Origin of the sequence: Nonomuraea sp. NPDC050022 (assembly GCF_044460705.1) — a bacterium.
Taxonomy (GTDB): Bacteria; Actinomycetota; Actinomycetes; order Streptosporangiales; family Streptosporangiaceae; genus Nonomuraea.
Genome location: NZ_JBITKE010000021.1, coordinates 124293 through 149362, shown reverse-complemented (window position 1 = coordinate 149362; position 25070 = coordinate 124293). Strand labels below are relative to the sequence as shown.

Genomic DNA, 25070 nt, shown 5'->3' with positions numbered 1-25070 from the left:
GGGGCGGTCCTCTGATGGGGCGCAGGTGTTCGGGCGGGTCTGCTGGGTGGGCGTTTGCGAGGAGTCGTCGCCAGAAGGGGTGGGCGAGGAGTTTCCAGGTCAACCCGGACGATCCCCAACCCCTGGCATCGCGGACGAATTGAGGTAGTGCTGAGGCAGTCTTGAGGATTGCTGAATGTTTTAGTGCGAATTGTCGTTTTATGTGCTCTTCAACGAGGCTCGTGGGCACCTGGCGTGCGGGGTCGGGCGTACGTCGCGTCATGGTGGTGTACGGCACGCGGCCCGAGGCGATCAAGTTGGCTCCCCTGGTCATTGGCCTGACCGAGGCGGCGCTCTTCGAGCCGGTGGTGGTCGTGACAGGGCAGCATCGGGAAATGCTCGACCAGGTCCATGAGACGTTCGGCATCGAACCGGACGTCGATCTCGGGATCATGCGGCCGGGACAGACCCTCGCCGAGCTGACGAGCCGGGCGGTCTGCGGGCTGGATGGTCTCGTGGCCGCGTACCGTCCCGACGCGGTGGTCGTGCAGGGGGACACGACGACCACGCTGGCCGGAGCGCTAGCGGCCTTCTACCACCGGGTGCCGGTCGTGCATCTGGAGGCCGGGTTGCGCAGCGGCGACCTGTACTCGCCGTTCCCGGAGGAGGCGAACCGCAGCCTGACGAGCCGGATCGCCACCCTCCACCTGGCGCCGACCTCGGGCAGCGCGGACAACCTCCTTCGTGAGGGCGTGTCCGCCGAGTCGATCGTCGTCACCGGAAACACGGTGATCGACGCGCTCCTGCAGAGCACCTGTACGGGTCACGGGTACAGGGAACCGAGGCTGGCCGCGCTGGAGCAGGACGGCCGGCGCGTCATCGTGGTCACCGCGCATCGCCGGGAGTCCTGGGGGGACCGGATGGAGGGCATCGCCCGGGCCCTGTCCCGGCTGGCGGCGGCCGGTGAAAGGGACGTGCACCTCGTCTTCCCCATGCATCCGAACCCGGAGGTGAGGCGCGCCCTGCTCCCGCGTCTCGACCGGCATCCGAACATCACGGTCACCGAGCCGCTCCACTACGGCGACTTCGCCCGCCTGCTGCGCCGCTCGTACCTCGTGCTCACCGACAGCGGCGGGATCCAGGAGGAGGCGCCGAGCCTGAACAAGCCGGTGCTCGTGATGCGCGACACCACGGAACGGCCCGAGGCGCTCCGCACCGGGGCGGCACGGCTGGTGGGGACCGAGGAGGACGGCATCGTGGCCGGTGTCAGCGGCCTGCTCCACTCGCCCGAGGACTACCGGCGCATGGCGCGGGCGCGCAATCCCTACGGCGACGGGCGGGCCACTGAGCGGGTGCTGGCGGCGCTGGCCCACCTGTTCGGCCTCGGTCCGCGCCCCGTCCCGTTCGGAGCGCTGCCCGAACAGGACGTGCCCCAACAGGGCTACCGGGTCGTGGTCGAGGTCGAGGCGGCGAGCCATGGCGTGAGGCCGGTGATCGTGCGATGAGCGACGGCGAGCGCGCGGGCGGGCTCCGGCGGCACGCCGGGCTCAGGTGGCTGGCGGCTCTGCTGCTGAGCGCTCTCGTCGTGTCGGGCGCCAGCCTGGGGATCTTCTCCAGGAAGGAGCCGGTGACCTTGCCCGCGCCCCGTACGTGGCCGGCGTGCAGCACGAACGGCCCGGACGCGCCGGACGGACGGTCCGCGAACCCGGCGGCAGCACGCGCGGGCATGGACCAGAACGGCACGCACCATAACGGCAGGGACCAGAAGAGCACGCCTCAAAACGGCACGGACAAAGGCGGCACGAACGCGAACGCGACGCTGATCGCCGTCGACGACGCCGACGGGCCGGCCGCGTTCCAGGTGTACGCGGCCCGCGCCGCCAACCTGGTCTCGCACTTCGGGCCGGTACGGGTGATCCGGACGAGCGCCTACCGGGCCGGCATGCTGGCCGGCCACCGGGCCCTGGTGTACGTGGGCATGTCGAGCGCCCAGCGGCTTCCGGCGGCCCTGCGCGGCGACGTGCTCGCCGGCCGGCGCCCCGTTCTCTGGCTGGGCGGCAACATCGGCACGCTCACCACGGCGGACGACTTCGCGCGGCGCTACGGCTGGCGATGGGGCGGCGAGGGCCTGGCGCCCCGCCGGCCTCCGCGCCAGGGACCCGACGCCCAGCCGCCGATCCCGCAGTCCGGGCAGGTCGTCCAGCGCGGCGCGGGCCTGGAGCGCGTCACTGGCGTCCAGTACAAGGGGGTGCTGCTGAGCCGCGATCCCGCCCAGGGACCGATCAGCACGTTCGCCGCTCTCGACCCCAGCAGAGCCCGGGTGCTGGCCACGGCGGTCACGACGGATCGCCGGACGGGTCCCTGGGCCGTCAGGTCCGGGAACCTCACCTACGTCGCCGAGGTCGCGTTGAACATCGACGAGGACGACGACCGCTTCCTGGCCGTGTCCGACCTGCTGTTCGACCTGCTCGCTCCCGGAACGCCTGCCCGCCACCGCGCCCTGGTCCGCCTGGAGGACCTCGGACCGCAGGCCGATCCCGAGGCCATCCGCGCGGCGGGGGAGACGCTGTCCCGGCTCGGCGTCCCGTTCAGCTTCGGCGTCATCCCGGTCTACCGCGGCCCGCTGGAGGACGGTCAGGAGCGGGCGACCATCCGCCTGCGGGACCGGCCGGAGCTGGTGCGGGCCCTGGTCTACCTTCTGGAGCACGGCGGCACGATGGTCCTGCACGGCTACACCCACCAGTCGGACGGCCCGCCCAATCCCACGAATGGGGAGAGCGGGCAGGACTTCGAGTTCTTCCGCACCCACTTCGACGCTCAGCGGCGGCTCATCTACGACGGAGCGATCCACGGCGACTCGGCCACCTGGATGGAACACCGTCTCGACCAGGCGGTGGCCGAGGTCCGCGCGGCCGGCCTGCCCGAGCCGCACGTCTTCGAGGTGCCGCACTACGCCGCCTCGCCGGACGACTACCGCGTCATCGCGCGCAGGTTCGCCGCCCGCTATGACCGCGGGGCCTACTTCACCCCCGGCTGGGAGGGCCACGCGCCGGTGTCGCCGTACATGGACGAGCAGTTCGCCCCGTACGTGATCCGCGACGTCTATGGCAGCGTCGTCGTCCCGGAGACCCTCGGCATGGTGGAGCGGGACCCGGTCATGGAGGACGAGGGGACCCCAGAGGCGATCGTGGAACACGCCCAGGCGCAGCTCGTGGTACGCGACAACGTCGCGGGGTTCTTCTACCACCCCTTCCTCGGCGCCGACCGACTGGAGGACATCGTCGGCCGGCTCAAGTCGATGGGATACCGCTTCGTGGCGCCCTGTCAGCTATGAGAGTGGCCCCCTTCAGCTAAGAGGGGCCCCCTGTCAGCTAGGAGAGAGGAAAGGCAAGCACCATGACTGAGCTCCTCGCGCGGGCCGTGGACGTCGGGGCGACGGCGTTCGGCGTGGCCCGCCTCGCCCTGGCGGTCGCCGGACTGCTGTTCGCGCTGTACGTCGTCGTCCTCGGCACGCTCGTGCTGGCCGCCCACAGGAGGCGCCGATGATCACCGTGCTGGTCCTGTGCGCGCTGTCGGCCGTGCTGCTGGGGTTCACCTACACGCTGGGGATGTACCTGGAATCGGCGGGCATCGCCGAGCACCCCGCCGGCGACGACGGCGACTTCTCCGTCGTCTTCCTGGTGCCCTGCCTGAACGAGGAGCGGGTCATCGCCGCCACCCTGAGCGCCCTGCACGGCGGCCAGGTCCTGGTCGTGGACGACGGCTCCGACGACGGGACGGCCGAAGTCGTCCGGCGGGTCGCCGGCCCGCTGGTCCGCCTGCTCAGGCGCGAGCCGCCGGACGCCCGCCAGGGCAAGGGCCGGGCGCTCAACCACGCCCTTCGCCACTTTCCGGAGGAACTGCTGGACGACGCCGACCGTGTCCTCGTCTGCCTGATGGACGCCGACGGCAGGCTCGACCCGCGGGCCCTGGACACGGCGCTGCCGTACTTCGCCGACCCCCGGGTCGGCGCCGTCCAGATGGGGGTGCGGATCGGCAACCGGACGCAGAGCCTCCTGACGCGGATGCAGGACATGGAGTTCGTCGTCTACACCTGGATGTTCCAGCGCACCCGCACCCGCATCGGCTCTGCGGGGCTCGGCGGCAACGGCCAGATCATGCGACTGAGCGCCCTCCTGGACCTGGGTGACGACCCGTGGTCGCCCAGCCTGACCGAAGACCTGGACCTGGGCGTGCGGATGGTGCTGTCCGGCTGGCGTACCGCCTGCGTCCCGGACGCGACCGTGAGCCAGCAGGGGCTCGTCAGCGTGCGCGCCCTGGCGCGGCAGCGCTCACGCTGGTTCCAGGGGCACCTTCAGGCGCTGCGGCTCGTGCCGTCGGTGGTCGGGCAGGCGTCCGGCCGGATGGCGACCGACCTGCTGAACGTGCTGCTCAGCCCGTTGCTGATCTTCGTGGGCGCCTTCATGACGATCTCGCTGGTCGCGTCCCTGGTGGGGGTGGCGTTCTCGCCGGTGGCGCGCGAGCAGCTCATCCAGCCGGTGCCGATCGCGTCGTGGTACGCGCTGACGTTCGGCGCGGCCTTCCTGCTGGGGCCGCTCTACGCGCGCATCAGCGGTGACATGGGGCGGTTGCGCGGGCTCTGCTACGGTCACCTGTTCATCGTCTACAACCTGGTCTGGCTCGTGGCGGCCTGCCGGGGGCTGTGGCGGGCGGCGCGCGGCCGGCGGGTCTGGATGAAGACCGAACGGCTGGCCGATCCGTCACCGGGACCCGCGTGAGAGCGCCCGCAGGCCCGGCGCTGGCCGCCGTCGCGCTGCTCGCCCTCCCGGTGGCGCCCGCCGCGCCCGCCCCGTGCGTCCCGTGGCCGGAGGGGACCGTCCGGGCGGGGCTGTTCCTGGCCTACGACGGGTACGGCAGGGCGTGCACGTACCAGGCCGGCGACCGGTGGGTGTGGCGGCTGTCACCGCGGCCCGCGCGAGCCCCGGCCGAGACGCACGCCGCGCTGGCCCTGACCACCGGCCGCTACACGGACGTCCGGATCCGCGTACGGGCCAGGACCCTGCACCAGCTACGGCGCCCCACGCCCAACGCCTGGGAGGTCGCCTGGGTCGTGTGGCACTACACGGACGACGACCACTTCTACTACCTCGTGCCCAAACCCAACGGCTGGGAGCTCGGCAAGGTCACCCCCGGCTACCCGGGCAACCAGCGTTACCTCGCCACGGGCGCCCGGTCCTACGCGCTCGGCGTGTGGCACACGATCGAGATCCACCAGGTGGGCGCCACGATCACGGCCAAGGTGGACGGCCGTCACCTGGTCCGCTTCCACGACCGTGAACGGCCCTATCGGGGCGGCCACGCCGGCCTCTACAACGAGGACGCCACGACCTGCTTCACCGACCTGCGCGTCGCATCTGCGGCACGGCGGTTTCGCGGCGGCTCGCTGCGGTAAGTGAGGCCTTGAACGGGGGAGGGATCGCCGGGTCACGGTCGTGCGACCGCGCCGCCACCGCGCTCGCCGGCGATCGGTGGCTGACTCGAGGTGATGGCGTGGTGGAACGGCCGGGGGCACTGGTCATCGAGGACACCGCAGAGATGCGCAGGCTGTTGTGCGAGGTCCTGCGGATGGCCGGTTTCGAGGTGTCGGAGGCGGCCACCGGGGCCGAGGGGCTGGACCTGGTCGCGCAGAGGCGGCCCGACCTGGTGACGCTCGACCTCATGCTGCCGGACATGGACGGCATCGAGGTGTGCCGGCGGCTGCGGGGGATGACGAGCGCGTACGTGATCATGGTGTCGGGCCGTACGGAGGAGGCCGACCGGCTCATCGGCCTGGAGGTGGGCGCCGACGACTACATGACCAAGCCGTTCTCGCCGCGGGAGCTGGCGGCGCGCGTCGCGGCGATGTTCCGGCGGCCCCGCCGCGAGCCGGAGAGCGCCTTCCCCGAACGGGCGGGGGTCCACGAGTTCGGCGACCTGGTCGTGGACGAGGAGAGCCGCGAGGTGCACCTGGCGGGCCGGCCCGTGCCGCTGACCCGCATCGAGTTCGACCTGCTGGCGCTGTTCGCCTCCAACCCGAGGCGGGTATGGCCTCGCGAGACGTTGACCCGGGCGATCTGGCACACCGACTGGCCGGGCAACGCCCACGTGATAGACGTCCACATCGCCAACCTGCGGCGCAAACTCGGTGACGACGCCCGGTCCGGCCACTGGGTGCGCACGGTGCACGGTGTGGGCTACAGGTTCGGAGACGGAGGGGACATGCGCGATGGTCCCGATTCACGTTCTGCTGTGCGGGAGCGGTGACGACACGGCGCCGCGCGACGCGCTCCGGCTGCTGCGCGAGGCCGGTCCGGACGCTCGCTGCCAGTGAGCGGGCGTTGGGCGCCGACCACCCCTTTGACGAGGTTGTGCGGGACAACCTGTCGACGGTCGGTGACCGTCCTGAGGTGTGACCGCTTCTACGCTAGTGATCTTTGATCGGATCCTGTGCCCTTCGGCGTACGACCGGGCACGCAACTCTCATCGAAGCGGTGTCGCCTGGTCGAAGGCCGCCGTGCGCGCGATCCTGCTCAACCCCCGCTACACGGGGATGCAGGTGTGGAACCGCCAGCACAAGGACGAGGTCCTCATCGACATCAACGATGTTGCGCTCGGCCACACCACCAAGCTCCGATGGAACGATCAGGAGAGCTGGATCTGGTCGGAGAACGCAACGCATGAGGCGCTCGTAAGCGATGAGGTCTATGCACAGGCTCAGGCCCTGCTGGTGGCATCTAGAACCGCCGCAGAAGGGCGCAAGCCTCGCCGGACACCACGTCCCTACATCTTCAGAGGCCTGCTCTTCTGCGGCATCCGTTCCGCTTTACGAGCAGGCTCAGGGCCGGTGGGCGCGGACGATGAGGTCGGCGGCTTCGGCGGCGATGGCGTGCCGTCGTGCGGGGGGCAGGGGCAGCATCCCGTACGCCGTCTCGACCCGCGCGTCGGTGATCACCAGGTGCAGGAACTGGCGAGCCGCCCTGGCCGGGTCCGGCACCCGCAGCCTGCCGTCACCGTCGCAGGCGCGCAGGTAGTCCACGACCTCGCTGTCCAGCGACGAGGAACTCGCCCGCCAGGTGCGCTGGAGCTCCGGATGGTGACCCACCTCCGCGATGGTCAGCCGGTGCAGCGCCGCCACCCGTGGCGACAGCGCGATGTCGAGCGTCCGCTCCCCGAGCACGGTCAGGTCAGCGCCTGGATCACCGGTGAAGGCGACGGCGGCCTGCGCCGACGCGTCGCGGCCCGTGGGGTTGTCGCTCGCGGACGCGCCACGGCGGGTGGGGCTGCCTCCCGTAGCACTGCCCGGTGCGCCTCCCACCACTGCCCTGGCTTCCTGGACGGCGGCGAGGAAGAGCTGTTGCTTGTCGCCGAAGTGGCCGTAGACGGTCTGTTTGCCCACCCCCGCCGCCGCGGCGATCGCGTCGACGCTCGCGCGGGCGTAGCCCAGGTCGGTGAAGACCTGGATGGCGGCGCCGAGGATGGCCCGGCGCTTGGCCGGTGAGCGTCGCGGGCCGTGGTCGGCCATGGCTTGTCCCCACTTTCTCCGAATGGGTATTAGTCTACGAGACTAGACGGTCTAGTCTAGTTTGGAGGGCGTATGGACGCCGATGTTGTGGTGGTCGGAGCCGGACCTGTGGGTTTGCTGCTCGCCGCCGAGTTACGGCTGGCCGGGGTCACGCCGCTGGTGCTGGACCGGCTCGCCCGGCCGACGAGCGAGCCGAAGGCGCGCGGGATCGGGCCGCTGGCCGCGGAGGCGCTGCGTCGCCGCGGGCTGGGGGACGACCTGGCGAAGTTCCAGGAGCAGGGTCTTGCCGACAAGGCACGCGACCACGGAAGTGAGAAGGGGCACTTCGCCCAGATCCACAAGATCGACCCCGACCTCCAGGAGGAACCCGGGCGGACCGGCGCGCTGATCTGGCAGCCGGACCTGGAACGGATCCTGGCCGAGCACCTGGCCTCGCTCGGCGTCGCGGTCCGGCGCGAACACGAGGTGACGGCCCTGGCCCAGGACGATTCCGGCGTCACCTTGACCGTACGGACGCCGGAGGGGGAGCGGCGGGTCCGCGCGGCGTACGTGGCGGGCTGCGACGGCGGCCGATCGACGGTACGGAAGCTGGCCGGGTTCGACTTCCCCGGCACCGCCCCCACGAGTGTCGTACGGCGCCTGATCGGCGACATTTCGGGCATGGAGCGGCTGCCCGCGCCGGGCTGGCAGCCGACAGGGATGTTCATGAGCGCGCCCGGCATGGTGGCGACGGTCGAGCACGACGGCTTCCCCGAGGACCGCGAGGCGCCGCTGACCGGGGAGGAGATGCGCGACAGCCTGCTCAGGGTGACGGGCGTGGAGGTCGAGGTGACAGCGGTCCGCGACACGCTGCGCTTCACCGACGTCGCCCGTCAGGCGGCCACCTACCTGCTCGGCCGCGTCCTGCTCGCGGGCGACGCCGCCCACGTCCACTCTCCCAACGGCGGCCAAGGGCTGAACCTGGGGCTGATGGACGCGGTCAACCTGGGCTGGAAGCTGGCCGCCACGGTCGCCGGGCACGCGCCGGACGGCCTGCTCGACACCTACACCGCCGAACGCCACCCCGTAGGCGCCGCCGTCCTGCACAACACCCGCGCCCAGTCGGCGCTGCTGAGACCCGGCGCGCACGCGGCGGCCATGCGCGACATCGTGTCGGACCTGCTCGACCTGCCGGAGGTCAACCGCTACTTCGGGCGGCTGCTGAACGGGCTCGGCACCCGCTACGACCTCCCGTATCCGGCAACCCACCCCCTGGCCGGCCGCCCCTGCCCCGACCTGCGGCTCACGCTGCCTTCCTGCGACACCCGGACCCTCGCCGAGCTTGCCACGTCGGGTCGGCCGCTGCTCGTCCACGCGCCGTCGCAGCCCGAGATCGCGCAGGCGGCGGCACCCTGGCGAGGCGTACTGGATATCGTCGAGGCGACCGTCGAGGACCGTGACGGCCTGTCGGCCGCCTTCGTCCGCCTCGACGGCACGGTCGCCTGGGCATCCGGCCCCGGCCCGGCCGACATCACCACCCTGACGGCGGCCTTCCACGCTTGGCTGCCGCCCGCCTGACGCTTCAAGAGGCGTGACGTCCTCCGCTCGGCGGTCGGCATGGTCGACCGCCGAGCAACCAGAATTTCTTGACAACAACTTTTTTCGGTGTCATCGTCTCACCATGTACGAAGTGGCGGTGATCGAAGACCCCGCGGCGGCCGAGGCGTCGCTCGACCCGATGCGGTCGAAGCTGCTGGCCGAGCTGGTCGAGCCCGGCTCGGCCACGTCGCTGGCGGCCAGGGTCGGCCTGGCCAGGCAGAAGGTCAACTACCATCTGCGCACGCTGGAGCGGCACGGGCTGGTCGAGCTGGTGGAGGAGCGCAAGAAGGGCAACGTCACCGAGCGGGTGATGCAGGCCACGGCCGCCTCCTTCGTGATCTCCCCGGTCGCGCTGGCCGCGGTGCAGCCCGATCCCGAGAAGGCGCCCGATCGGCTGTCGGCCCGCTGGCTGCTCGCCGTCGCCGCTCAACTCGTCCGCGACGTCGGGACGCTGATCACCGGCGCCACCGAGGCCCGCAAGCGGGTGGCGACGTTCGCGATCGACGGCGAGGTACGGTTCGCCTCGGCGGCCGACCGCGCGGCCTTCGCCGAGGAACTGGCCGACGCCGTGACCGCGCTGGTGAGCAAATACCACGACGAGACGGCCGAGAGCGGTCGCGACCACCGGTTGGTCGTCGCCGTGCACCCGTCGCTGAAGGAGCGGTGAAGTGGGACATTCCTTCGAGCTTCCCCAGCAGGCCGAGGTCGGGGCGACCCCCGAGGAGGTGTGGGCGGCCATCGCGACCGGCCCCGGCATCGACTCGTGGTTCATGGGCCGTAACGAGGTGGCCGACGGCGTGGTGCGCACCGCCTTCGGCCAGTACATCCCCGAATCCACCGTGACCGCCGAAGAGCCGCCCGCCCGGTTCGCGCACACCAGCGCGACGGCGGAGGACGGCCGGGTCGTCGCCTACGAGTTCCTCGTCGAAGGGCGCGAGCAGGGCAGCACCACGCTGCGCATGGTGACCAGCGGCTTCCTGCCGGGCGATGACTGGGAGGCCGAGTTCGAGGCCATGTCCAGGGGGCTGGAGATGTTCTTCGCCACTCTGGTCGCCTACCTGACGCACTTCCGCGGCCGGACCGCCACGCCCGTCACCGAATTCGGGCCGCCCGTCGCCGACTGGCCGCGCGCCTGGGAGATCCTGTACGACGCGCTCGGCACCCCGGGCCATGCCAAGCCGGGCGACACCGTACGGTTCGCGCCCCCCGGGCTCGCCCCGATCGAAGGCGTCGTCTACTACGCCAACGCCCAGACGCTCGGTGTACGGACCCCGGACGCGCTCTACCGGTTCCTGCAGGGGTTCGGCGGCTCGATGGTCGCCGCGCACCACCTTTTCGCCGGCCCCGGCGACCAGGGTCCGGCCTGGCACGCCTGGCTCGATCATCTTTTCGCCGAGTGAAAGCCTGAACAAGGTCACGGCCCACGTATGGGACCTGCCGCCGGGCGCCGCATTGACCCTGCGCCCGGCGAGCGGAGTTCAGTCCATCTACTGCGCTCGCGTGGCGCTCAGTCCAGTGCGGCCACGTGCTCGCCCAGCGCGGCCGCCAGGCTCCGCTCGCAGGTGGCGGCGTCGTCGGCGGCCCAGCACGCGTAGCCGTCGGGCCGCAGCAGCAGGGCCGCCGCGCCCAGGTCGTCCGCGCACTTGGCCCGTACGAGATCGACCCGCGCGGGCAGCCGGAACTCGGCGGGGACGATCCCGGCCAGGTCGAGCAGGACCGCGTGCCCGGCGCCGAACAGCCCGGACAGCCGGGTCGACGTCGAGCCGACGAGCAGGTCGGCGTCCGGCACCCGCTGCCCGGCCAGCGGATGCTCGCCGCCGAGGTCGTAGGCCAGCGACAGGCCGGACATCAGGCCGGCCATGTGGCGGTTGGCGTCCGGCAGCCGCAGCAGGTCGCTGAAGATCTCGCGCAGCGCGGCCACGTCCGGGCTGGGCCGAGGCGCGCTCAGTACGCGCTGCGCGGACGTGTGGTGCAGCACCTGGGCGGCCACCGGATGCCGTTCGGCCTGGTAGCGGTCCAGGAGGCCCTCGGGTGCCCGGCCCTGGAGGGTCGCGGCCAGCCGCCAGCCGAGGTTGATCGCGTCCTGCACGCCGAGGTTCAGGCCCTGCCCGCCGAACGGCGGGTGGATGTGCGCGGCGTCGCCCGCGAACAGCACGCGGCCCGCCCGGTAGTCCGCCAGCTGCCGTGTCGCGTCGGTGAAGCGCGAGGAGTTGTCCACCGCGCGCAGCACGGTCTCCTCGCCATAGACGGCCCGTAGCGCGGTGGCGACCTCCTCCTCCGTGACCGGCGCGTCGCGGTCGAAGCCCGCCTGCTCCTCGCTGCCGAACGTCAGCCGGTAACGCTCGCCGCCGATGGGAACCAGCATGGACCAGTAGCCGCCACCCTCCCGGACCAGGCCGCTCATGTGGCCGAGCGCCCGGGGGACCGACGCCGAGGTGGCGGACAGCCGGACGTCGGCCAGCACCGCCACGAACGTCCCGTCCCGGCCGGGGAACGGCAGGCCCAGCAGCTTGCGTATGGTGCTCCGCCCGCCGTCGCACGCCACCAGGTAGTCGGCCCGGAACCGGCGCTCACCCACGCTCACCGTCACCCCGTCGGCGTCCTGCTCGACCGCGGTGACCCCGGCGTCGCGCAGGACGCGCGCGCCTTGGGCGGTCGCGGCCTCCTCCAGAACCTCCTCGATCTCCCACTGCGGAACCGCGATCGGGTACGGATGCCGGGTCCGCCACGGCTCGCAGTCCAGCGGCACCGGCAGAGCCGCGAAATGGCCGCCGACCGGTTCGCGTACCAGAGCCCGGCTCAGCAGCGGCTCCACCAGCCCGCGCAGCTCCAGCAGCTCCAGCGTGCGGGGCTGGACGGCGCCGCCCTTCATCTGCTCGATGCGCTGGGGCAGCTTCTCCAGCACCAGTGTGTCGACCCCGGCCAGCGCCAGCTCATACGCCAGCATCAGGCCGGTCGGTCCGGCACCCGCGATGACCACCTCGAAGTCCTTCATGACCCGCCCTCTTCCCATGGTTCGATCGTCTGAGTGCGAATATATACCCAGTGCAGAAAAAGTCCAAGTGCAGATTTCTGGTAAGGTGACGAGCGTGACGAACGAGCCCGGACTGCGCGAGCGTAAGAAGCAGCGGACACACGCCGCGATCTCCGAGGCGGCGATCGAGCTGTTCCTGCGGTACGGGTATGACCAGGTGTCGGTGGCCCAGGTGGCGGAGGCGGCCGAGGTGTCCAGGCGCACGCTGTTCGCGTACTTCCCGGCCAAGGAAGATCTCCTGGTGCAGCGGTTCGCCGACCACGAGACCGAAAGCGCCCGGGTGGTCGAGTCCCGCGCGGCGGACGTCACGCCGCTGGAGGCGCTGCGGGTGCACTACCTCGACGCGCTGGCCAGGCGTGATCCGGCCAGCGGGCTCAACGACATACCCGCGATCGTGGCGCTCTACCGGATGGTCTTCGAGACCTCGTCGCTGGCGGCCCGGATGCACCGCTTCCAGGCGGCGGCCGAGCAGGCACTCGCCGGCGCGCTACGGGAGACGGCCGGCGTCGATGAGCTCGGCGCCCGCGTGGCGGCCGTCCAGATCCAGGCGGTCCACTGGACGCTGACGATTGACAACGCCATGCGGCTGGCGGGCGGCGAGAGCGCGGACGAGCGCTACCCGGGCGCGGTGAGCGACGCCGAGCGGGCATACGCCCTGCTGGCCAACGGGCTGGGCCACCTGGGCGCGCCGGACTCTCGGTGAATGGGGTGGCCGCTGTTCGGTGAACTGGGTGGCGGTGTGGGGGTGGCTGCCGTTCGATGAACGGCAGCCACCGTTGTTCGACTACGCCGTGAGGGCGTTCTCCAGGAGTGGCCGGTGGCGTAGCATCCACGCCGCCGCCCGCGCCTGCCAGGCCAGGGCCCACAGCGGGCCCGGGTCCGTACTCTCGGGCGTGATCCGCGACCTGACCGCCACGGACGCGCAGTCACGGATGGCGAACTCGATCATCCGCGTGACGAAGCCGTCGCGTTCGGCGGCGGACAGCCCGTAGCCGTCGAGGAAGCGGCGCAGCTGACCCGCGCGCGTCTCCGCGTCGGGCAGACCCTGCCGTTCGGCGACGTCGTCGTCGTGCAACTGGGCGTTCCACCACGCGGCACCCGCCACGTCGTCCAGCCGGTCGATCGGGCCGGCGGTGGTCCAGTCGATGTACGCGACCGGCAGGCCGTCGCGGGCCACGGTGTTCCACGGCCCCGTGTCCCGATGGCTGATGATCGCATCCGGCCCGGAACCCTCGAACGGCCACGGGTGCCACACCGCGTCCGGCGGCGGCCGGAACCCGGCCGTCGCGTCGTGCAGCTCGCGCAGCAGGCGGCCCGCCTGCCACACGCCCTCATCGGACCAGGCGTGCGGGTGGACGAAGTCGCCGTCGATGTAGGTCACGGCGTCTCGTCCCTCCTCGTCGTAACCGTCGCCGACCAGGCGTTGGCTCCCGGTGAAGCCCGCGTTCTCCAGATGCAGCAGCAGCGCGTGGACGCTGTCCGTCCACGGCCCGGACGGGCGCAGCACGACGTCGCCGTGCCGGACCACCTGCGTGGGATTGCCCTCGGCGCCCAGCAGGGGCTCGAAGGATGGTTGGGAAGACACTCTTGCTCCTCGTGATCGTGATGGAAGATCACTCCAACGCGAGGAGCCCGGTACGCGTCAGGCGACCTCTCGCGTCGAAGTGTGAGCCGAGTCTTCGCCGAGGACCTTGGTGGCCATGTGCCACACCTCCTACTGGATCGCGGGATACCGTCCCGGCCGACGCTGCCACAGCCCGGGAAGGCTGAGCAACGTATTTGTCCGCCGGTGGGGAGAAGCCCGGCGGGCGAGGCTTTTCGGGCCGTTACCGCTTTCGGGCCGTTGTCGCTTCCGGCTGGCATCAGGTTTTGGACCGGCATCGGGTTTTAGGCTGGTATTGGGTTTTGGGCCGGTATCGTCGTCAGGCGTCGGGCCGATGATCTAGGGGGATCCGTGACCGAGCCGAGCCTGCTGTGCGTGCACGCGCATCCTGACGACGAGGCGTTGTGGACCGGCGGAACGCTCGCCCGGTTCGCCGACGCGGGCGCCAGGACGGGCGTCGTCACCTGCACGTGGACCGAGGGCACGCGCCGGGTCGCCGAGCTGGCGCGCTCGCTGGAGATCCTCGGCGCGGGCGAGCCGCGCCTGCTCGGGTACGCCGACGGCAACGCCGGGCTGTCGGCGCCGGGCGCCGCCCGCTTCGTCGACGCCCCGCTGGACGAGGCGGTCGGGCGGCTGGTCGGGCACATCCGAGACTTCCGGCCCGATGTGGTGATCACCTATGACGGATACGGCGGTTACGGCCATCCGGATCATGTCCACACGCACCGGGTGACCCTGGCGGCCGTCGAAGCCGCCGGGTACGACCAGCTCTATCCCGCCGCCGGCCCGCCGTGGCGGCCGGGTGCGCTCTATCTGGTGACCCTGCCCCGGTCGATCGTACGGTCCGCCTGGCAGGACCTCTTCGGAGCCGCGCCCGGCGGCGACCAGACGCTCCCCGGCATACCCGACGACGAGGTCACCGCCACCGTGGACGTCCAGCCGTGGGTGGAGCGCAAGTGGGCGGCGGTGCGGGCGCACGAGTCGGAGATCGAGCGCGGCGCCTCGATGGGGCTGCTGACCGCACTGCCCGAGGCGACACGCGACCGGCTGCTCGCCACCGAGTGGTACACCGGCGGCGACCCGAAGCTGAGCCTGCTGGTCTGACGCCCGCCCGGCGGATCAGACCCCGCCCGGGGTCAGCCTGCCGGTCTGACGCCCGCCCGGTCGATGGCCGCCTCGATCCCGTCGAGGACCACGGCGAGTCCGGCGGCGAAGGCCGGTCGTGCCTTGTCTTCCAGGTATGTCGTGGCCTGCCCGGACTGCGGGGTTTCACGGGACGGCGGGGGAGGCGGGTCGTCGGTCTCGATCCAGGAGACCATCGGGAATCGTTCGGCGAAACCGGGGGCGACCTCTTCGAGCAGGGCCGATCGGGCGTACCACCACTCCTCGTCGGACACCCCGGTCGCCGCCGGCGCCTGCCGTGACTCCGCGACCGTCCTGGCCGCGCCCCGGACGAAGTCGGTCAGCAGCGAGACGACGCCCCGGAGCGGTCCGGCGCGCAGCCCGGTGGCGCGCAGGACGCCCACCATCGTCTCCATCATCACGAACTCGTTGGGCCCCAGCACCGGCCGCGCCTGCGACACCTGCAGCACCCACGGATGGCGTACGTAGAACGCCCGGACGTCCTCGGCCCAAGACGTCACGGCCGCCCGCCAGCCCGGTTCGAGGTCGTAGCCGGTGGGCAGTTCGGCCAGGGCGCGGTCGTGCATCAGGTCGATCAGCTCGCTCTTGCTGGGCACGTACGTGTAGAGGGCCATCGCCGTACGGCCGAGGCGTTCGCCCACCGCGCGCATGGACAGGGCCGCCATGCCCTGCTCGTCGGCGACCGCGATCGCGGCGTCCACGATCATGTCCACGCTCAGCCCCGGCTTGGGGCCGGGACCGGTGCGCGGTCCTGGTCCCGTCGCCCGCCACAGCAGGGCCATCGAGCGGCGCGCGTCTCCCTGGCCGGCGAAGACCACCACCTGACAACCCCCTGCGGACGCGATAATCCCTAACGCCATAATCTCCTTACGCCATAAGGATATCAGTGGTGATCACCGAAGCGCGGGACGGTGCCCGATGGCCGCCGGGGCAGGCTGATCAGGCGCAGGCCGGCCGACACCATGGTCCAGCCGAGCGCCGTCACGCCGGCCGCCCACCTGGGCGGGAGCTCGCGCCGGCAGTCTCGGAGCAGGCGCCACCTGGTGGCCTCGGCTCGCAACTCGGCGGCTCTGTGGCGTTCGGTGTAGAGGTGCATGTCGGCGTGCATGTGCCGACCTCCTGGAAGTCTCGGGGGCCATGACGCTCAGGCCCGGAACGGGAATCCGAAGAACTGCAGGGCGACGTGCTCGCGCCCCTCGGTGTCGCCCGCCGCCTCGGCGGCTTTGCCGCGCGCCCACCACTTCTCGACGACCGCGTCCATCTCCTGGCCGAGCAGTCGCAACTCCTCGGCGGTGAGCGAGGTCAGGTATTCGCTGGCGAACGCGGCGCCGCGCCACTCGGCGGGCCAGGTGGGCTGCTCGTCGAGGTAGCGCTGGTACATCTCGCCCTGGATCCGGGAGGCCACACGGGACAGGGCGGTGCGCGCGGCGACGATCTCCGGGCCCTCCTCCGGAGACGGGGCCCTGGCGCTGACGTGGTGCGAGGCGACCTGCCACCAGCGCTCCCTACCGTCGCCGGTCTGTGGCGCGGCCTCCTCGATGAGGCCGTGCGCGGCGAGTTTGCGCAGGTGGTAGCTGACCAGGGAGACGGCCTCGTCGACCTGGTCGGCCAACTGGGAGGCGGTCGCCGTGTCCGCCACGATCAGCGCCCGGTAGAGCTTCAACCGCAGTGGGTGCGTGAACGCCTTGAGCTCGTCGAGATCGCTGAGGCGGCGGGTCTCATGCGTGGCCATGGCTCCACCATAGAAGCAAAAGAAAAATTGCGCAAATAAAATTGCGCATATCCAAGCCATCGCCCAGAGGGCCGTCGGCGGTTCGGGGGCCCACCGCACCGTGATTGGTTCGGGGGCCGACCATCGCGGGCCGAATAGGATCGAGCGCATGAACGGCGCGCCTGAAGAGCAGGCATCTGACCAGTCACGGGACGCGATCGACGTGATTCTGGAGCAGTGGCGCCGTGAGCGGCCCGACCTGGATCTGTCGGCCATGGCGGTGTTCGGCCGGATCGCGATGGTGGCGCGGGTCGCGGAGGCGGCGGTCGAGCAGGTGTTCGCGCGTCACGGGCTGCGCCAAGGGGAGTTCGACGTGCTGTCCGCACTGCGCAGGGGCGGGCCCCCGTACACCCTGATCCCGTCGGAGCTGTCGGCGACGCTGATGATGTCGCGGGCCGGCATGACCAACCGCCTCGACCGGCTGGAGGCGGCGGGAATGGTCGAGCGGAGTCTCGACCCGGCCGACCGGCGCAGCTTCCGCATCGCGCTCACCGAGGAGGGGCGGCGGGTCAGGGAGGAGTCCGCCGCCGCCCTGGCACCGCCGGAGCCGGATCCCTCGCCCGCCGTGGACGACACGCTCACACTCCTGCTGCTCTGCTGTCATCCCGCGCTCACCACGGTCTCCCAGGTGGCGCTGACACTGCGCGCCGTCGGCGGGCTGAGCACCGCCGAGATCGCCCGCGCGCTGCTGGTGCCCGAACCGACCGTGGCGCAGCGCATCAGCCGCGCCAAGCAGCGCATCAAGAGCGGCGGCGCCGAGTTCACGCTGCCCCCGGAGGCCGAGCAGGCCGAGCGGCTGGCCGCGGTGCTGCATGTGCTGTACCTGATCTTCAACGAGGGCTACACCGCCAGCTCCGGCGGTACGTTGCACCGCGTGGAGCTGTCCAGCGAGGCCATCCGCCTGACCCGGCAGCTCCACGACCGCCTGCCCGGCGACGGCGAGGTGGCCGCGCTCCTCGCCCTGATGCTGCTCACCGACGCCCGCCGTCCGGCCCGCACCCGGCCCGACGGCGGGCTGGTGCCGCTGGCCGAGCAGGACCGCGACAAATGGGACGCCGAGGCTATCGCCGAAGGCGTCCAGCTGATCACCGAGACGCTGGCCGCCGCGCCGCTCGGCCCCTACCAGGTGCAGGCGGCGATCGCGGCCGTGCACGACGAGGCGCCGCGGGCCGAGGACACCGACTGGCGGCAGATCCTCGCCCTGTACGACCTGCTCGACGGCATCGCGCCGGGGCCCATGGTCACGCTCAACCGGATCGTCGCCGTCGCCATGGTCCATGGGCCGCAGGCTGGGCTGGACGGGCTGGCGAAGGCGGAGACCGATCCGGCGCTCGCCGGGCACCACCGGGTGCTGGCCGTACGCGCGCATCTGCTGGACCTCGCGGGCGACCGGGAGGCGGCGCGCACCCAGTACGAGCTGGCCGCCCGCCGCACCCTCAGCCTCCCCGAGCAGCGCTACCTGGAGTCGCGCGCCGCCCAGCTCTGACCGACCTCGCCTCAGCCGTCGAGGTGGCGCAGGATGGCCAGCACCCGTCTGCTGTAGGCGGGGGTCACCGGCAGGTCGAGCTTGTCGAAGATGGCGTTGACGTGCTTCTCCACTGTGCTCAGGGAGACGTGCAGGTTCGTGGCGATCGCGGCGTTGGTGAAGCCCTCGGCGAGTTGCCGCAGCACCTGCGACTCGCGTTCGCTGAGCGTACGCAGCGGGTCCACGCGGGTGGTGCGGGCGAGGAGCTGCCTGACCACTTCGGGGTCGATGACGGTGCCGCCCGCGCGGATCCGCTCCAGGGAGCCCAGGAAGTCCGCCACCTCCGACACCCGGTCCTTCAGCAGGTAGCCCATGCCCTCGGTGGCCTCGGAGAGCAGTTTGGCCGCGTACGTCTTCTCCACGTACTGCGACAGGACCAGCACACCCACCGAAGGCCAGCGCGCGCGGATCTCCAGCGCCGCGCGCAGGCCCTCGTCGGAGTGGGTGGGCGGCATCCGCACGTCCACCACCGCGACCTCCGGCCGGTGCTCGGCCACCGCCTCGATCAGGGACTCCGCGTCGCCGATCGCGGCCACGACCTCGTGCCCGGCCTCCTCCAGCAGCCTGATCAGGCCCTCACGCAGCAATACGGCGTCGTCGGCGAGGATCAGCCGCACGATGCTCCCTTCGGGAGGGTCGCGCAGACCCTGGTGCCGCCGCCGGGCGGACTGTCGACCTCGAACCGGCCGTCGAGCGCCATCACCCGCCTGGCCAGCCCCGACAGCCCGCCGCCCGCCGGGTCGGCGCCGCCCCGGCCGTCGTCGGAGATCACCACGCGTACCGCCCGCTCGTCCTCGCTCAGCACGACCAGGATGTCCCGCGCTCGCGCGTGCTTGACCGCGTTGGTGATCGCCTCCCTGGCCACGAAGTACAGGGCGGTCTCCACCTCCGAAACGGGCCGCCCGGCCAGGCCGTAGTCGACGGTCACCGGCACGCACGAACGTTCGGCGACACCCGCCAGCGCCGTGCGCAGGCCCAGCTCGTCGAGCGCGGTCGGGTAGATCCGCCACGCCACGCTGCGCAGCTCGTCGAGCAGTTGCCGGGACTCGGCGTACGCCTGGTCCACCAGCTCGGCCGCCCCGGCGGGGCTGTGCCGGGCCCGCCCGAGCAGCATGGCCAGCGCCACGCCGCGCTGCTGCACGCCGTCGTGCAGGTCCCGCTCGATCCGGCGCCGCTCGTCGTCGACCACCCGTACGATGCCGGACCGGCTGACGGTCAGCTCGGCGATGCGCCGCCGCATCAGCTCCTGCGGCCCGGGACCGAGGAAGCGTACGGCCAGCCGCCGCTCGGTCGCCACCAGCAGGCGGCACCAGAACGCGCCCAGGGCCAGCATCAGCACCCCGCAGGCCAGGCCGACCGCCCAGCTGTGCATCGACAGCTTGATGCCCGGCAGGTCCAGCGCCACCGGCGCGTAGTCGCCGGAGAACAGCACCCACATGCTGCCACCCAGGAACAGCAGGGCCAGGAACAGCAGCGCCAGAGCGAGATAGCCCCCGAACACGCCGACCAGGGCACGCAGCGCGAGATAGCCGTGACCGGACGCGGCCCCGTCGGTCTCCTGCCCGAACCAGGCGGCCAGCCGGGCCCGTTCGAGCGCCACCATTCCCGGGGCCCACCTGCTCCGGTACGGCCAGGCGAAGGTCCACAGGGCGAGGGCGGCGGCTCCGGTGACCAGCCCGGCCAGCACTCCGGTGAGCTGCCTGAAAACAATGCCTGCCACGGTCGCGCATTCTAGGCGCTGTACCGCTCGCCCGTGGGGGCGCCGGTCGTGTGCAGACTTGTCTGTGGAGCGCCGCTCACATGTCGACTTGTCTGTGGAGCGCCGCTCACGTGTCGACTTGTCCGTGAGGTGCGGGTCATGTGTCGACGGGCAGGCGGCGGGCGGCCACGCCCGCCCAGCCGAGGCCCAGCGCGGTGATCAGGAGCACTCCCGCGGTCCCCGCGCCCGCCGCCACCAGCCCGGCCGCGCCCGGGATGAGGATCTGCCCGGTACGGTTGCCCGCGAGCCGGAGCGACATCGCCCGCCCCCGCAGACCGGGGGGCGTGGACTCGGCGAGCCACGACATGGTCATCGGCTGTCCCACCCCGAGCCCGAACCCCAGGACGAGCAGCACGCAGACCAGCAGCCACAGCGGCATCGGCAGCGGCGTGAGGGCCATGGCCAGGGCCGCCGCGACGGTGCCGGCGACCAGGAGGCGCCGTCTGCCGAAGGCGTGCGAGAGGCGGCCGAGGAAGAAGCGCGACCCCATGGAGGCCACGCCGCGGATCGCCAGCAGGACGCCCACCACGCCTGAGGCGAGCCCTTGCTCGGTGCCCAGCGCCGGCAGGTAGACGAGCGTGATGTCGACCGCGGCCAGCACCACGCAGCTGGTCACGAGCGCGTGCGCGAGACCCGGCAGCCGCAGTAGCGAGCGCACCCCCGTGGCTTGGCCGCCGGCCCGCGCGGTGGCCCGCGGACTGCCGGTCAGGAGCGCCGACAGCACGACGAGCGCGGCGGCGAGCCCGCAGGTCCACAGGTAGATCCGGCCGGTGTCCGGGATGGCGTGGGCGCCGCCGAACGCGATGATCAGGATCGGGCCCACAGCCTGCCCGAGCGAGGCGGCGAAGGTGTAGTGCCCGAAGGCGGTGTCGTGACGCCCGCGCTCGGTCACGTTGGCCACCAGCGCCTGCTGGGCGATGACACAGCCGAGATGCCCCGTGCCGAGCAGGACGCCGCCGGCGATCAGCCCGGGGATCGTGTGGCCGAAGGCGAGGAAGGCGGCGCAGGCGGTCGTGAGCAGGATCGCGCCCGCCACGGCCATGCGCCGCTCGCCGTACCGGTCGGCCGCCTGACCGGCGGGGATGGCCAGGAGGAGCGGCGCGACGGCGAAGCTGGCGCCCAGCACGCCCAGCCACGCCGCGGAGACGTGCAGCTCGATCGCCCCGTACGACATGGTCGGCCGCAGCACGAACGTCACCACCTGCGTTCCCACGGAGTGGGCCAGCAGCAGGGCCATCTGATGACGCCGATGCCAGGTGATCACGCACTCCAGCCGGTCGCGCGCCTTCTCCACGGCCACCTGTACGTCACGGCCTCAACCTATCGCAACAACCCCAGAAGGCGGGAAAGGGCGAAATATCGGCTAAAACGCCATCGGTGGGAACAGGCCTCCCGGTGGCCCTACCTATCGGAGACCGCCGGCCGGGCCGTGGTCCACCGCTACGTCAAGGGGCGGTTCATGAGGGAGGTCAGCTGGTGAATGTCGTGGCGGGCCCGCAGGGCCGCGATCGCCTCCTGATCGGGTGGCTGGGTGGCGGCTATCAGATCGGCGAGTTCACGGAGGTAGTGCTCGTGGCCGGACGGGGAGACGAGGAAGAGCATTCGCGCAGGCTTGGGGCCGGGGTTGAAGAAGGCGTGCGGGCAGCCGGCGGGTACGAACATGACGCTCCCAGGACCGCCTCTGAACACCGGCGTGCCGGTGTCCGACTCCCATGTCCGCCAGTCGCCGTCGGCCTTCTCGCGTGGATGGAAGGCGAGCAGGTCGAGCTCCCCGTCGAGGATGTAGAAGACCTCCTCGGCCTCACGATGCAGATGCGCCCCGACGTCGAATCCCGGTGCGACGTCCGCCTCGAACATGGACCAGCTGGCCGACCGCTCCGCACCCAACTTGACCGTCATGCCGGCGGTCTGGATCCGGCGTCCGGCGCCGGGCCCGAGCAGCAGTCCATCGGTCAGGTCCGGGTCGTTCATGGCTTCCACTCGGTTGCCTCCAGCCAGTTCTCCAGCGTCATCAGGCCCGGGTGGGCGGCCCGCAGCGCTGGGAAGTCGGGTTCGTCGTCGTCGCGGTCGCCGAGCCAGGCGAACATCCTGGCCACCTGCTCGTCGAAGGCCCGCACCTGCTCGATGGGCACCTGATGGAAGCGGCTGGGCAGGCCGCCGGCCCGGCCGAAGGCCTCGGCGATCGCCTGAGCGGACAGGCAGTCCCCGGCGATCTCGAGTTTCCGGTCGATGAACTCGTCGGGCTGGTCGAACGCGATCGCGGCGAAAGCCCCGATGTCCTGCGTCGCGATCAGCCGTACCCGCGTCTCCGGTCGTACGGCGAGGTTGACCGCCAGCTCGTCGCCGTCCACGACCGGGCGGGTGAGGGAGGTGAAGTTCTCCATGAACATGACAGGCCGCAGCACGGTGGCCGGTAGCCCGAGCGAGTCGACGCGTTCCTCGATGCGGGCCTTGCTGTCGTAGTAAGGGATGCCGCTCACCAGGCCGGCGCCGCTGATCGAGCTGTAGACGAGATGCCCGACGCCGGACTTCTTGGCGATCTCCGCCACCGCCTTGCCGCGCCGTTCCTCGGCGATCACTCCTTCAGGGGTCACCTTGGGCCCGGTGAGCATGGTCAGCACCAGGAAGACGCCGTACGCGCTGTCCATCGCCGCCCGAAGCGACGCCGCGTCGTCCAGGTCGCCGGTGACGAGGGTGGCTCCCGCCGCCTGCAGCGTTTCAGCGCCCGGCGAGCCGGGATTCCGTACCAGGGCGCGCACCTCCCAGCCACGATCGAGCAGCTGGCGCGCGGCCGCGCCGCCCTGCTGGCCGGTGGCCCCGATCACCAGCACCGGTCCCTTCTGCTGTGCCATATGCCCTCCTTCGCCCGACGGTGACAATGATCAGGCTAACGACGAAGAGGCGGCCGATCCTGGTACAGATACTGCTAACCTGCCGGTCGGTTCACCGTCCACGGGAGCTGTGTGGAAAGCGGCCACGACAACGGACAGGCGGCGCGGCGCGCCGAGCTGGGTGCCTTTCTGCGCGCCAGGCGAGCCCGGCTGCGGCCGGGAGACGTGGGGCTGCCGGAAGACGGCATACCGGGGCGACGCCGGACCGCCGGCCTCAGGCGCGAAGAGGTCGCCGAGCTGTCCGGCGTCGGTGTCACCTGGTACACCTGGCTGGAGCAGGGCCGGAACATCTCCACGTCGGCTCAGGTGATCGACGCGCTGGCCCGCGCGCTCCTGCTCGGCCCGGACCACCACCGGCACCTTCGGTACCTCGCCGGTCTCGCCGCCCCGGACCGGGAAACCCCCTCCGATGACGTACGTCCGCGACTGCGACGCTTTGTCGACGCCGTGGCTCCGAACATTGCCTCCATTTATGACGGCCATTTCGACTACCTGGCGTGGAACCGGGCGTACGCGCTAGTTCGCCATGATCCAGACAGGTTTCCCGCCGATCGGCGAAACCTGGTGTGGATGATGTTCACCGACGAGGAGAACCGGGCCCGCATGACCCGATGGGAGCCGGCGGCGCGGGCCGTCCTCAGCCAATTCCGGGCCATGGTGGGGCAGCGTCCGGACGACCCACGGTTGGCCGACATCGTGGCCGGGTTGACCGCGGCGAGTTCGGAGTTCCGGGAATGGTGGAACGAATACCCGATCCGCTCCTTCAGACCCGCGACGATCGAACTCGATCACCCCGAGGCCGGGCGGATCGAACTGGAGATGTTCCAGGTCCGCTTGGTCGAGCGCCCCGACCTGGTGATGGTCGTACAGGTGCCCGCGAATCACGCGGCGCTCCAGCGGATCACCTCCATGCTCGAAGCCCCATGATCTCCGTGACGGGTGGCGAGGATCGGGATCAGCCCTTGTAGTTGAAGATCTGGCGAAGCGTGTGTTGCACGGTGACGAGGTCCTTCTGATCTTCCATGACCTGGTCGATCGACTTGTACGCTTCCGGATGCTCGTCCACCAGCGCCCCGGCGCGGTCGGCGTTCCAGACGCGGCTGCCCATCGCCTCGGCGAGCGAGGCGGCGGTGAGCTTCTTACGCGCCTCGGTGCGGGACATGCGCCGTCCCGCACCATGGGAGCAGGAGTTGTAGGAAGCGGCGCTGCCCAGGCCGGTCACGATGTAGGAGCGGGTACCCATGGAGCCGGGGATGATTCCCTCGTCCCCGCTGGCCGCCTTGATCGCACCCTTCCGGGTGATCCACATGTCGCGGCCGTGGTGGCGTTCCATCTGGGTGAAGTTGTGATGGGCGTTGATCGTGCGCAGCGCGGCACCGTGGCCGACGACCTGGAACAGGGAGGCGACCAGCACTTCGGCCATGCGGGCGCGTGAGGCCATGGCGTAGCGCTGGGCCCACAGCATGTCCTCGATGTAGGCGGTGAACTGCGGTGTGCCCTGCACGAGGTAGGCCAGATCCGGGTCGGCCAGCTCGATGAACCACTGCTTCATCAGCTTCTTCGCCTGCGTGATGTGCATGGTGGCGAGCTGGTTGCCGATGCCGCGCGAGCCGGAGTGCAGCACCGTCCACACATGGTCGCGCTCGTCCAGGCAGACCTCGACGAAGTGGTTGCCGGAGCCGAGCGTCCCGAACTGCGCGATGACCGTGTGCTCCTGCTTGCCCGTCAGTGAGGTGCCGGGCGTGCCGATCGCGTTGAGTGAGGCATCGGTGGACGGGTCGTCATGGCCCTGACCGACGCCGGCCGGGATGCGCTGCTCGATGAGCGGCATGAGCGCGGCCAGGGTGTCGGGCAGATCCGCGGCGGTCAGGTCGGTCTCGGTGGCGACCATGCCGCAGCCGATGTCCACGCCCACGGCCGAGGGGATGATGGCGCCCTGGGTCGGGATGACGGAGCCGACGGTGGCGCCCATCCCGACGTGGGCGTCCGGCATCAGCGCGACGTGGCTGGGGACGAAGGGCAGGCGGGCGGCGCGGGCGGCTTGTTCGATGGCGTCCGGCTCGATGTCGCTCGCCCAAGAGATGAGTCCGGGTGCTACCCGCTGCGGCATGAGGGGCTGCCTTTCTGGTTGATGATCTCGTAGCAGCGTATTCGACGAGAGTGCGGTGATCGCTACTGGTTTGTTGGGCGGCGAGCGACCCGGAGAGGACGGAGCTCCGCCAACCG

25 protein-coding genes and 1 pseudogene are annotated in these 25070 nt (G+C 71.3%); 14 read left to right on the top strand and 12 right to left on the bottom strand.

Annotation, left to right across the window (positions count from 1 at the left end; genetic code table 11):
• Nucleotides 1-221: 221 nt before the first annotated feature.
• From wecB to ACIBO2_RS55515, 7 genes and pseudogenes are all read left to right on the top strand, one after another.
• Complete coding sequence (gene wecB / locus ACIBO2_RS55545; RefSeq protein ID WP_358541047.1) at nt 222-1484, top strand: non-hydrolyzing UDP-N-acetylglucosamine 2-epimerase; 1263 nt, start codon at nt 222-224, stop codon at nt 1482-1484.
• Nucleotides 1481-3313: a DUF2334 domain-containing protein gene (locus tag ACIBO2_RS55540; RefSeq protein ID WP_397305081.1), complete on the top strand. Its 1833-nt coding sequence runs from the start codon at nt 1481-1483 to the stop codon at nt 3311-3313. Before wecB ends, ACIBO2_RS55540 begins: the two co-directional genes overlap by 4 nt.
• Before the next feature lie 62 nt (nt 3314-3375).
• Nucleotides 3376-3525: a hypothetical protein gene (locus ACIBO2_RS55535; protein WP_225302465.1), complete on the top strand. Its 150-nt coding sequence runs from the start codon at nt 3376-3378 to the stop codon at nt 3523-3525.
• A complete protein-coding gene (locus ACIBO2_RS55530) occupies nt 3522-4757 on the top strand; it encodes a glycosyltransferase family 2 protein (RefSeq protein WP_358541053.1) in 1236 nt (411 codons plus the stop codon). The genes ACIBO2_RS55535 and ACIBO2_RS55530 overlap by 4 nt, the downstream gene beginning before the upstream one ends.
• Nucleotides 4754-5431 (top strand): hypothetical protein, encoded by a 678-nt coding sequence (locus tag ACIBO2_RS55525; RefSeq protein WP_358541056.1) that lies wholly within the window; start codon nt 4754-4756, stop codon nt 5429-5431. The genes ACIBO2_RS55530 and ACIBO2_RS55525 overlap by 4 nt, the downstream gene beginning before the upstream one ends.
• Nucleotides 5432-5529: 98 nt before the next feature.
• Nucleotides 5530-6282, top strand: a complete 753-nt coding sequence (locus ACIBO2_RS55520) for a response regulator transcription factor (protein WP_357961094.1) — start codon at nt 5530-5532, stop codon at nt 6280-6282.
• Between the two features lie 145 nt (nt 6283-6427).
• A pseudogene (locus ACIBO2_RS55515) lies at nt 6428-6733 on the top strand (recombinase family protein); the annotation flags it as partial.
• Nucleotides 6734-6853: 120 nt separating this feature from the next.
• On the opposite strand, the gene ACIBO2_RS55510 reads toward ACIBO2_RS55515, so the two are convergent.
• The gene (locus tag ACIBO2_RS55510; RefSeq protein ID WP_358541059.1) at nt 6854-7540 is read right to left on the bottom strand and encodes a TetR/AcrR family transcriptional regulator; all 687 of its coding nucleotides are present in this window, start codon (nt 7538-7540) and stop codon (nt 6854-6856) included.
• 72 nt (nt 7541-7612) lie between these two features.
• Here ACIBO2_RS55510 and ACIBO2_RS55505 point away from each other — a divergent pair, with 72 nt between their 5' ends.
• From ACIBO2_RS55505 to ACIBO2_RS55495, 3 genes are all read left to right on the top strand, one after another.
• Complete coding sequence (locus tag ACIBO2_RS55505; RefSeq protein WP_397305080.1) at nt 7613-9097, top strand: FAD-dependent monooxygenase; 1485 nt, start codon at nt 7613-7615, stop codon at nt 9095-9097.
• A 103-nt stretch (nt 9098-9200) separates the two neighbouring features.
• On the top strand, nt 9201-9785 hold the full coding sequence (locus ACIBO2_RS55500; protein ID WP_358541065.1) for a helix-turn-helix domain-containing protein: 585 nt from the start codon (nt 9201-9203) through the stop codon (nt 9783-9785).
• Nucleotide 9786: 1 nt separating this feature from the next.
• Nucleotides 9787-10518: an SRPBCC domain-containing protein gene (locus ACIBO2_RS55495; protein ID WP_397305079.1), complete on the top strand. Its 732-nt coding sequence runs from the start codon at nt 9787-9789 to the stop codon at nt 10516-10518.
• A 107-nt stretch (nt 10519-10625) separates the two neighbouring features.
• Here the strand turns inward: ACIBO2_RS55495 and ACIBO2_RS55490 are convergent, their stop codons facing one another.
• A complete protein-coding gene (locus tag ACIBO2_RS55490) occupies nt 10626-12131 on the bottom strand; it encodes an FAD-dependent monooxygenase (RefSeq protein WP_358541070.1) in 1506 nt (501 codons plus the stop codon).
• Nucleotides 12132-12207: 76 nt separating this feature from the next.
• On the opposite strand from ACIBO2_RS55490, the gene ACIBO2_RS55485 reads away from it, so the two are divergent.
• The gene (locus ACIBO2_RS55485; RefSeq protein WP_397305078.1) at nt 12208-12855 is read left to right on the top strand and encodes a TetR/AcrR family transcriptional regulator; all 648 of its coding nucleotides are present in this window, start codon (nt 12208-12210) and stop codon (nt 12853-12855) included.
• An 81-nt stretch (nt 12856-12936) separates the two neighbouring features.
• Here ACIBO2_RS55485 and ACIBO2_RS55480 read toward each other — a convergent pair whose 3' ends face one another.
• The gene (locus ACIBO2_RS55480; RefSeq protein ID WP_397305077.1) at nt 12937-13737 is read right to left on the bottom strand and encodes an aminoglycoside phosphotransferase family protein; all 801 of its coding nucleotides are present in this window, start codon (nt 13735-13737) and stop codon (nt 12937-12939) included.
• Between the two features lie 369 nt (nt 13738-14106).
• Here ACIBO2_RS55480 and ACIBO2_RS55475 point away from each other — a divergent pair, with 369 nt between their 5' ends.
• The gene (locus ACIBO2_RS55475) at nt 14107-14859 is read left to right on the top strand and encodes a PIG-L family deacetylase (RefSeq protein ID WP_358541079.1); all 753 of its coding nucleotides are present in this window, start codon (nt 14107-14109) and stop codon (nt 14857-14859) included.
• Between the two features lie 32 nt (nt 14860-14891).
• Here ACIBO2_RS55475 and ACIBO2_RS55470 read toward each other — a convergent pair whose 3' ends face one another.
• From ACIBO2_RS55470 to ACIBO2_RS55460, 3 genes are all read right to left on the bottom strand, one after another.
• Entirely contained in the window at nt 14892-15719 is an 828-nt protein-coding gene (locus ACIBO2_RS55470) for a TetR/AcrR family transcriptional regulator (protein ID WP_358541082.1), read from the bottom strand.
• Nucleotides 15720-15781: 62 nt separating this feature from the next.
• Entirely contained in the window at nt 15782-16006 is a 225-nt protein-coding gene (locus ACIBO2_RS55465) for a hypothetical protein (protein ID WP_397305076.1), read from the bottom strand.
• Between the two features lie 36 nt (nt 16007-16042).
• Nucleotides 16043-16630 (bottom strand): helix-turn-helix domain-containing protein, encoded by a 588-nt coding sequence (locus ACIBO2_RS55460; protein WP_397305075.1) that lies wholly within the window; start codon nt 16628-16630, stop codon nt 16043-16045.
• 148 nt (nt 16631-16778) lie between these two features.
• Between ACIBO2_RS55460 and ACIBO2_RS55455 the strand changes: the two genes are divergently transcribed.
• On the top strand, nt 16779-18155 hold the full coding sequence (locus ACIBO2_RS55455) for a DUF6596 domain-containing protein (protein ID WP_397305074.1): 1377 nt from the start codon (nt 16779-16781) through the stop codon (nt 18153-18155).
• 11 nt (nt 18156-18166) lie between these two features.
• Here ACIBO2_RS55455 and ACIBO2_RS55450 read toward each other — a convergent pair whose 3' ends face one another.
• The 5 genes from ACIBO2_RS55450 to ACIBO2_RS55430 all read right to left on the bottom strand — a co-directional run bounded on the left by ACIBO2_RS55450 (nt 18167) and on the right by ACIBO2_RS55430 (nt 22805).
• A complete protein-coding gene (locus tag ACIBO2_RS55450) occupies nt 18167-18811 on the bottom strand; it encodes a response regulator transcription factor (protein WP_358541094.1) in 645 nt (214 codons plus the stop codon).
• Nucleotides 18802-19914, bottom strand: coding sequence for a sensor histidine kinase (locus tag ACIBO2_RS55445; protein ID WP_358541097.1), 1113 nt, complete (start codon nt 19912-19914; stop codon nt 18802-18804). The genes ACIBO2_RS55450 and ACIBO2_RS55445 overlap by 10 nt, the downstream gene beginning before the upstream one ends.
• Before the next feature lie 136 nt (nt 19915-20050).
• Nucleotides 20051-21247 (bottom strand): MFS transporter, encoded by a 1197-nt coding sequence (locus ACIBO2_RS55440; RefSeq protein ID WP_358541099.1) that lies wholly within the window; start codon nt 21245-21247, stop codon nt 20051-20053.
• A gap of 146 nt (nt 21248-21393) precedes the next feature.
• On the bottom strand, nt 21394-21924 hold the full coding sequence (locus ACIBO2_RS55435; protein ID WP_358541102.1) for a cupin domain-containing protein: 531 nt from the start codon (nt 21922-21924) through the stop codon (nt 21394-21396).
• The gene (locus tag ACIBO2_RS55430) at nt 21921-22805 is read right to left on the bottom strand and encodes an NmrA/HSCARG family protein (RefSeq protein ID WP_358541105.1); all 885 of its coding nucleotides are present in this window, start codon (nt 22803-22805) and stop codon (nt 21921-21923) included. The genes ACIBO2_RS55435 and ACIBO2_RS55430 overlap by 4 nt, the downstream gene beginning before the upstream one ends.
• Before the next feature lie 111 nt (nt 22806-22916).
• Here ACIBO2_RS55430 and ACIBO2_RS55425 point away from each other — a divergent pair, with 111 nt between their 5' ends.
• Entirely contained in the window at nt 22917-23771 is an 855-nt protein-coding gene (locus ACIBO2_RS55425) for a helix-turn-helix transcriptional regulator (RefSeq protein WP_358541107.1), read from the top strand.
• Between the two features lie 28 nt (nt 23772-23799).
• Here ACIBO2_RS55425 and ACIBO2_RS55420 read toward each other — a convergent pair whose 3' ends face one another.
• The gene (locus ACIBO2_RS55420) at nt 23800-24954 is read right to left on the bottom strand and encodes an RtcB family protein (RefSeq protein WP_358442849.1); all 1155 of its coding nucleotides are present in this window, start codon (nt 24952-24954) and stop codon (nt 23800-23802) included.
• Nucleotides 24955-25070: the final 116 nt, after the last annotated feature.

Coding starts and splice junctions, on each gene's coding strand:
- ACIBO2_RS55540 (WP_397305081.1), top strand. CDS start 1,481: ATGAGCGACGGCGAGCGCGCGGGCGGGCTCCGGCGGCACGCCGGGCTC.
- ACIBO2_RS55535 (WP_225302465.1), top strand. CDS start 3,376: ATGACTGAGCTCCTCGCGCGGGCCGTGGACGTCGGGGCGACGGCGTTC.
- ACIBO2_RS55530 (WP_358541053.1), top strand. CDS start 3,522: ATGATCACCGTGCTGGTCCTGTGCGCGCTGTCGGCCGTGCTGCTGGGG.
- ACIBO2_RS55510 (WP_358541059.1), bottom strand. CDS start 7,540: ATGGCCGACCACGGCCCGCGACGCTCACCGGCCAAGCGCCGGGCCATC.
- ACIBO2_RS55505 (WP_397305080.1), top strand. CDS start 7,613: ATGGACGCCGATGTTGTGGTGGTCGGAGCCGGACCTGTGGGTTTGCTG.
- ACIBO2_RS55500 (WP_358541065.1), top strand. CDS start 9,201: ATGTACGAAGTGGCGGTGATCGAAGACCCCGCGGCGGCCGAGGCGTCG.
- ACIBO2_RS55490 (WP_358541070.1), bottom strand. CDS start 12,131: ATGGGAAGAGGGCGGGTCATGAAGGACTTCGAGGTGGTCATCGCGGGT.
- ACIBO2_RS55465 (WP_397305076.1), bottom strand. CDS start 16,006: ATGCACGCCGACATGCACCTCTACACCGAACGCCACAGAGCCGCCGAG.
- ACIBO2_RS55460 (WP_397305075.1), bottom strand. CDS start 16,630: ATGGCCACGCATGAGACCCGCCGCCTCAGCGATCTCGACGAGCTCAAG.
- ACIBO2_RS55455 (WP_397305074.1), top strand. CDS start 16,779: ATGAACGGCGCGCCTGAAGAGCAGGCATCTGACCAGTCACGGGACGCG.
- ACIBO2_RS55435 (WP_358541102.1), bottom strand. CDS start 21,924: ATGAACGACCCGGACCTGACCGATGGACTGCTGCTCGGGCCCGGCGCC.
- ACIBO2_RS55430 (WP_358541105.1), bottom strand. CDS start 22,805: ATGGCACAGCAGAAGGGACCGGTGCTGGTGATCGGGGCCACCGGCCAG.
- ACIBO2_RS55420 (WP_358442849.1), bottom strand. CDS start 24,954: ATGCCGCAGCGGGTAGCACCCGGACTCATCTCTTGGGCGAGCGACATC.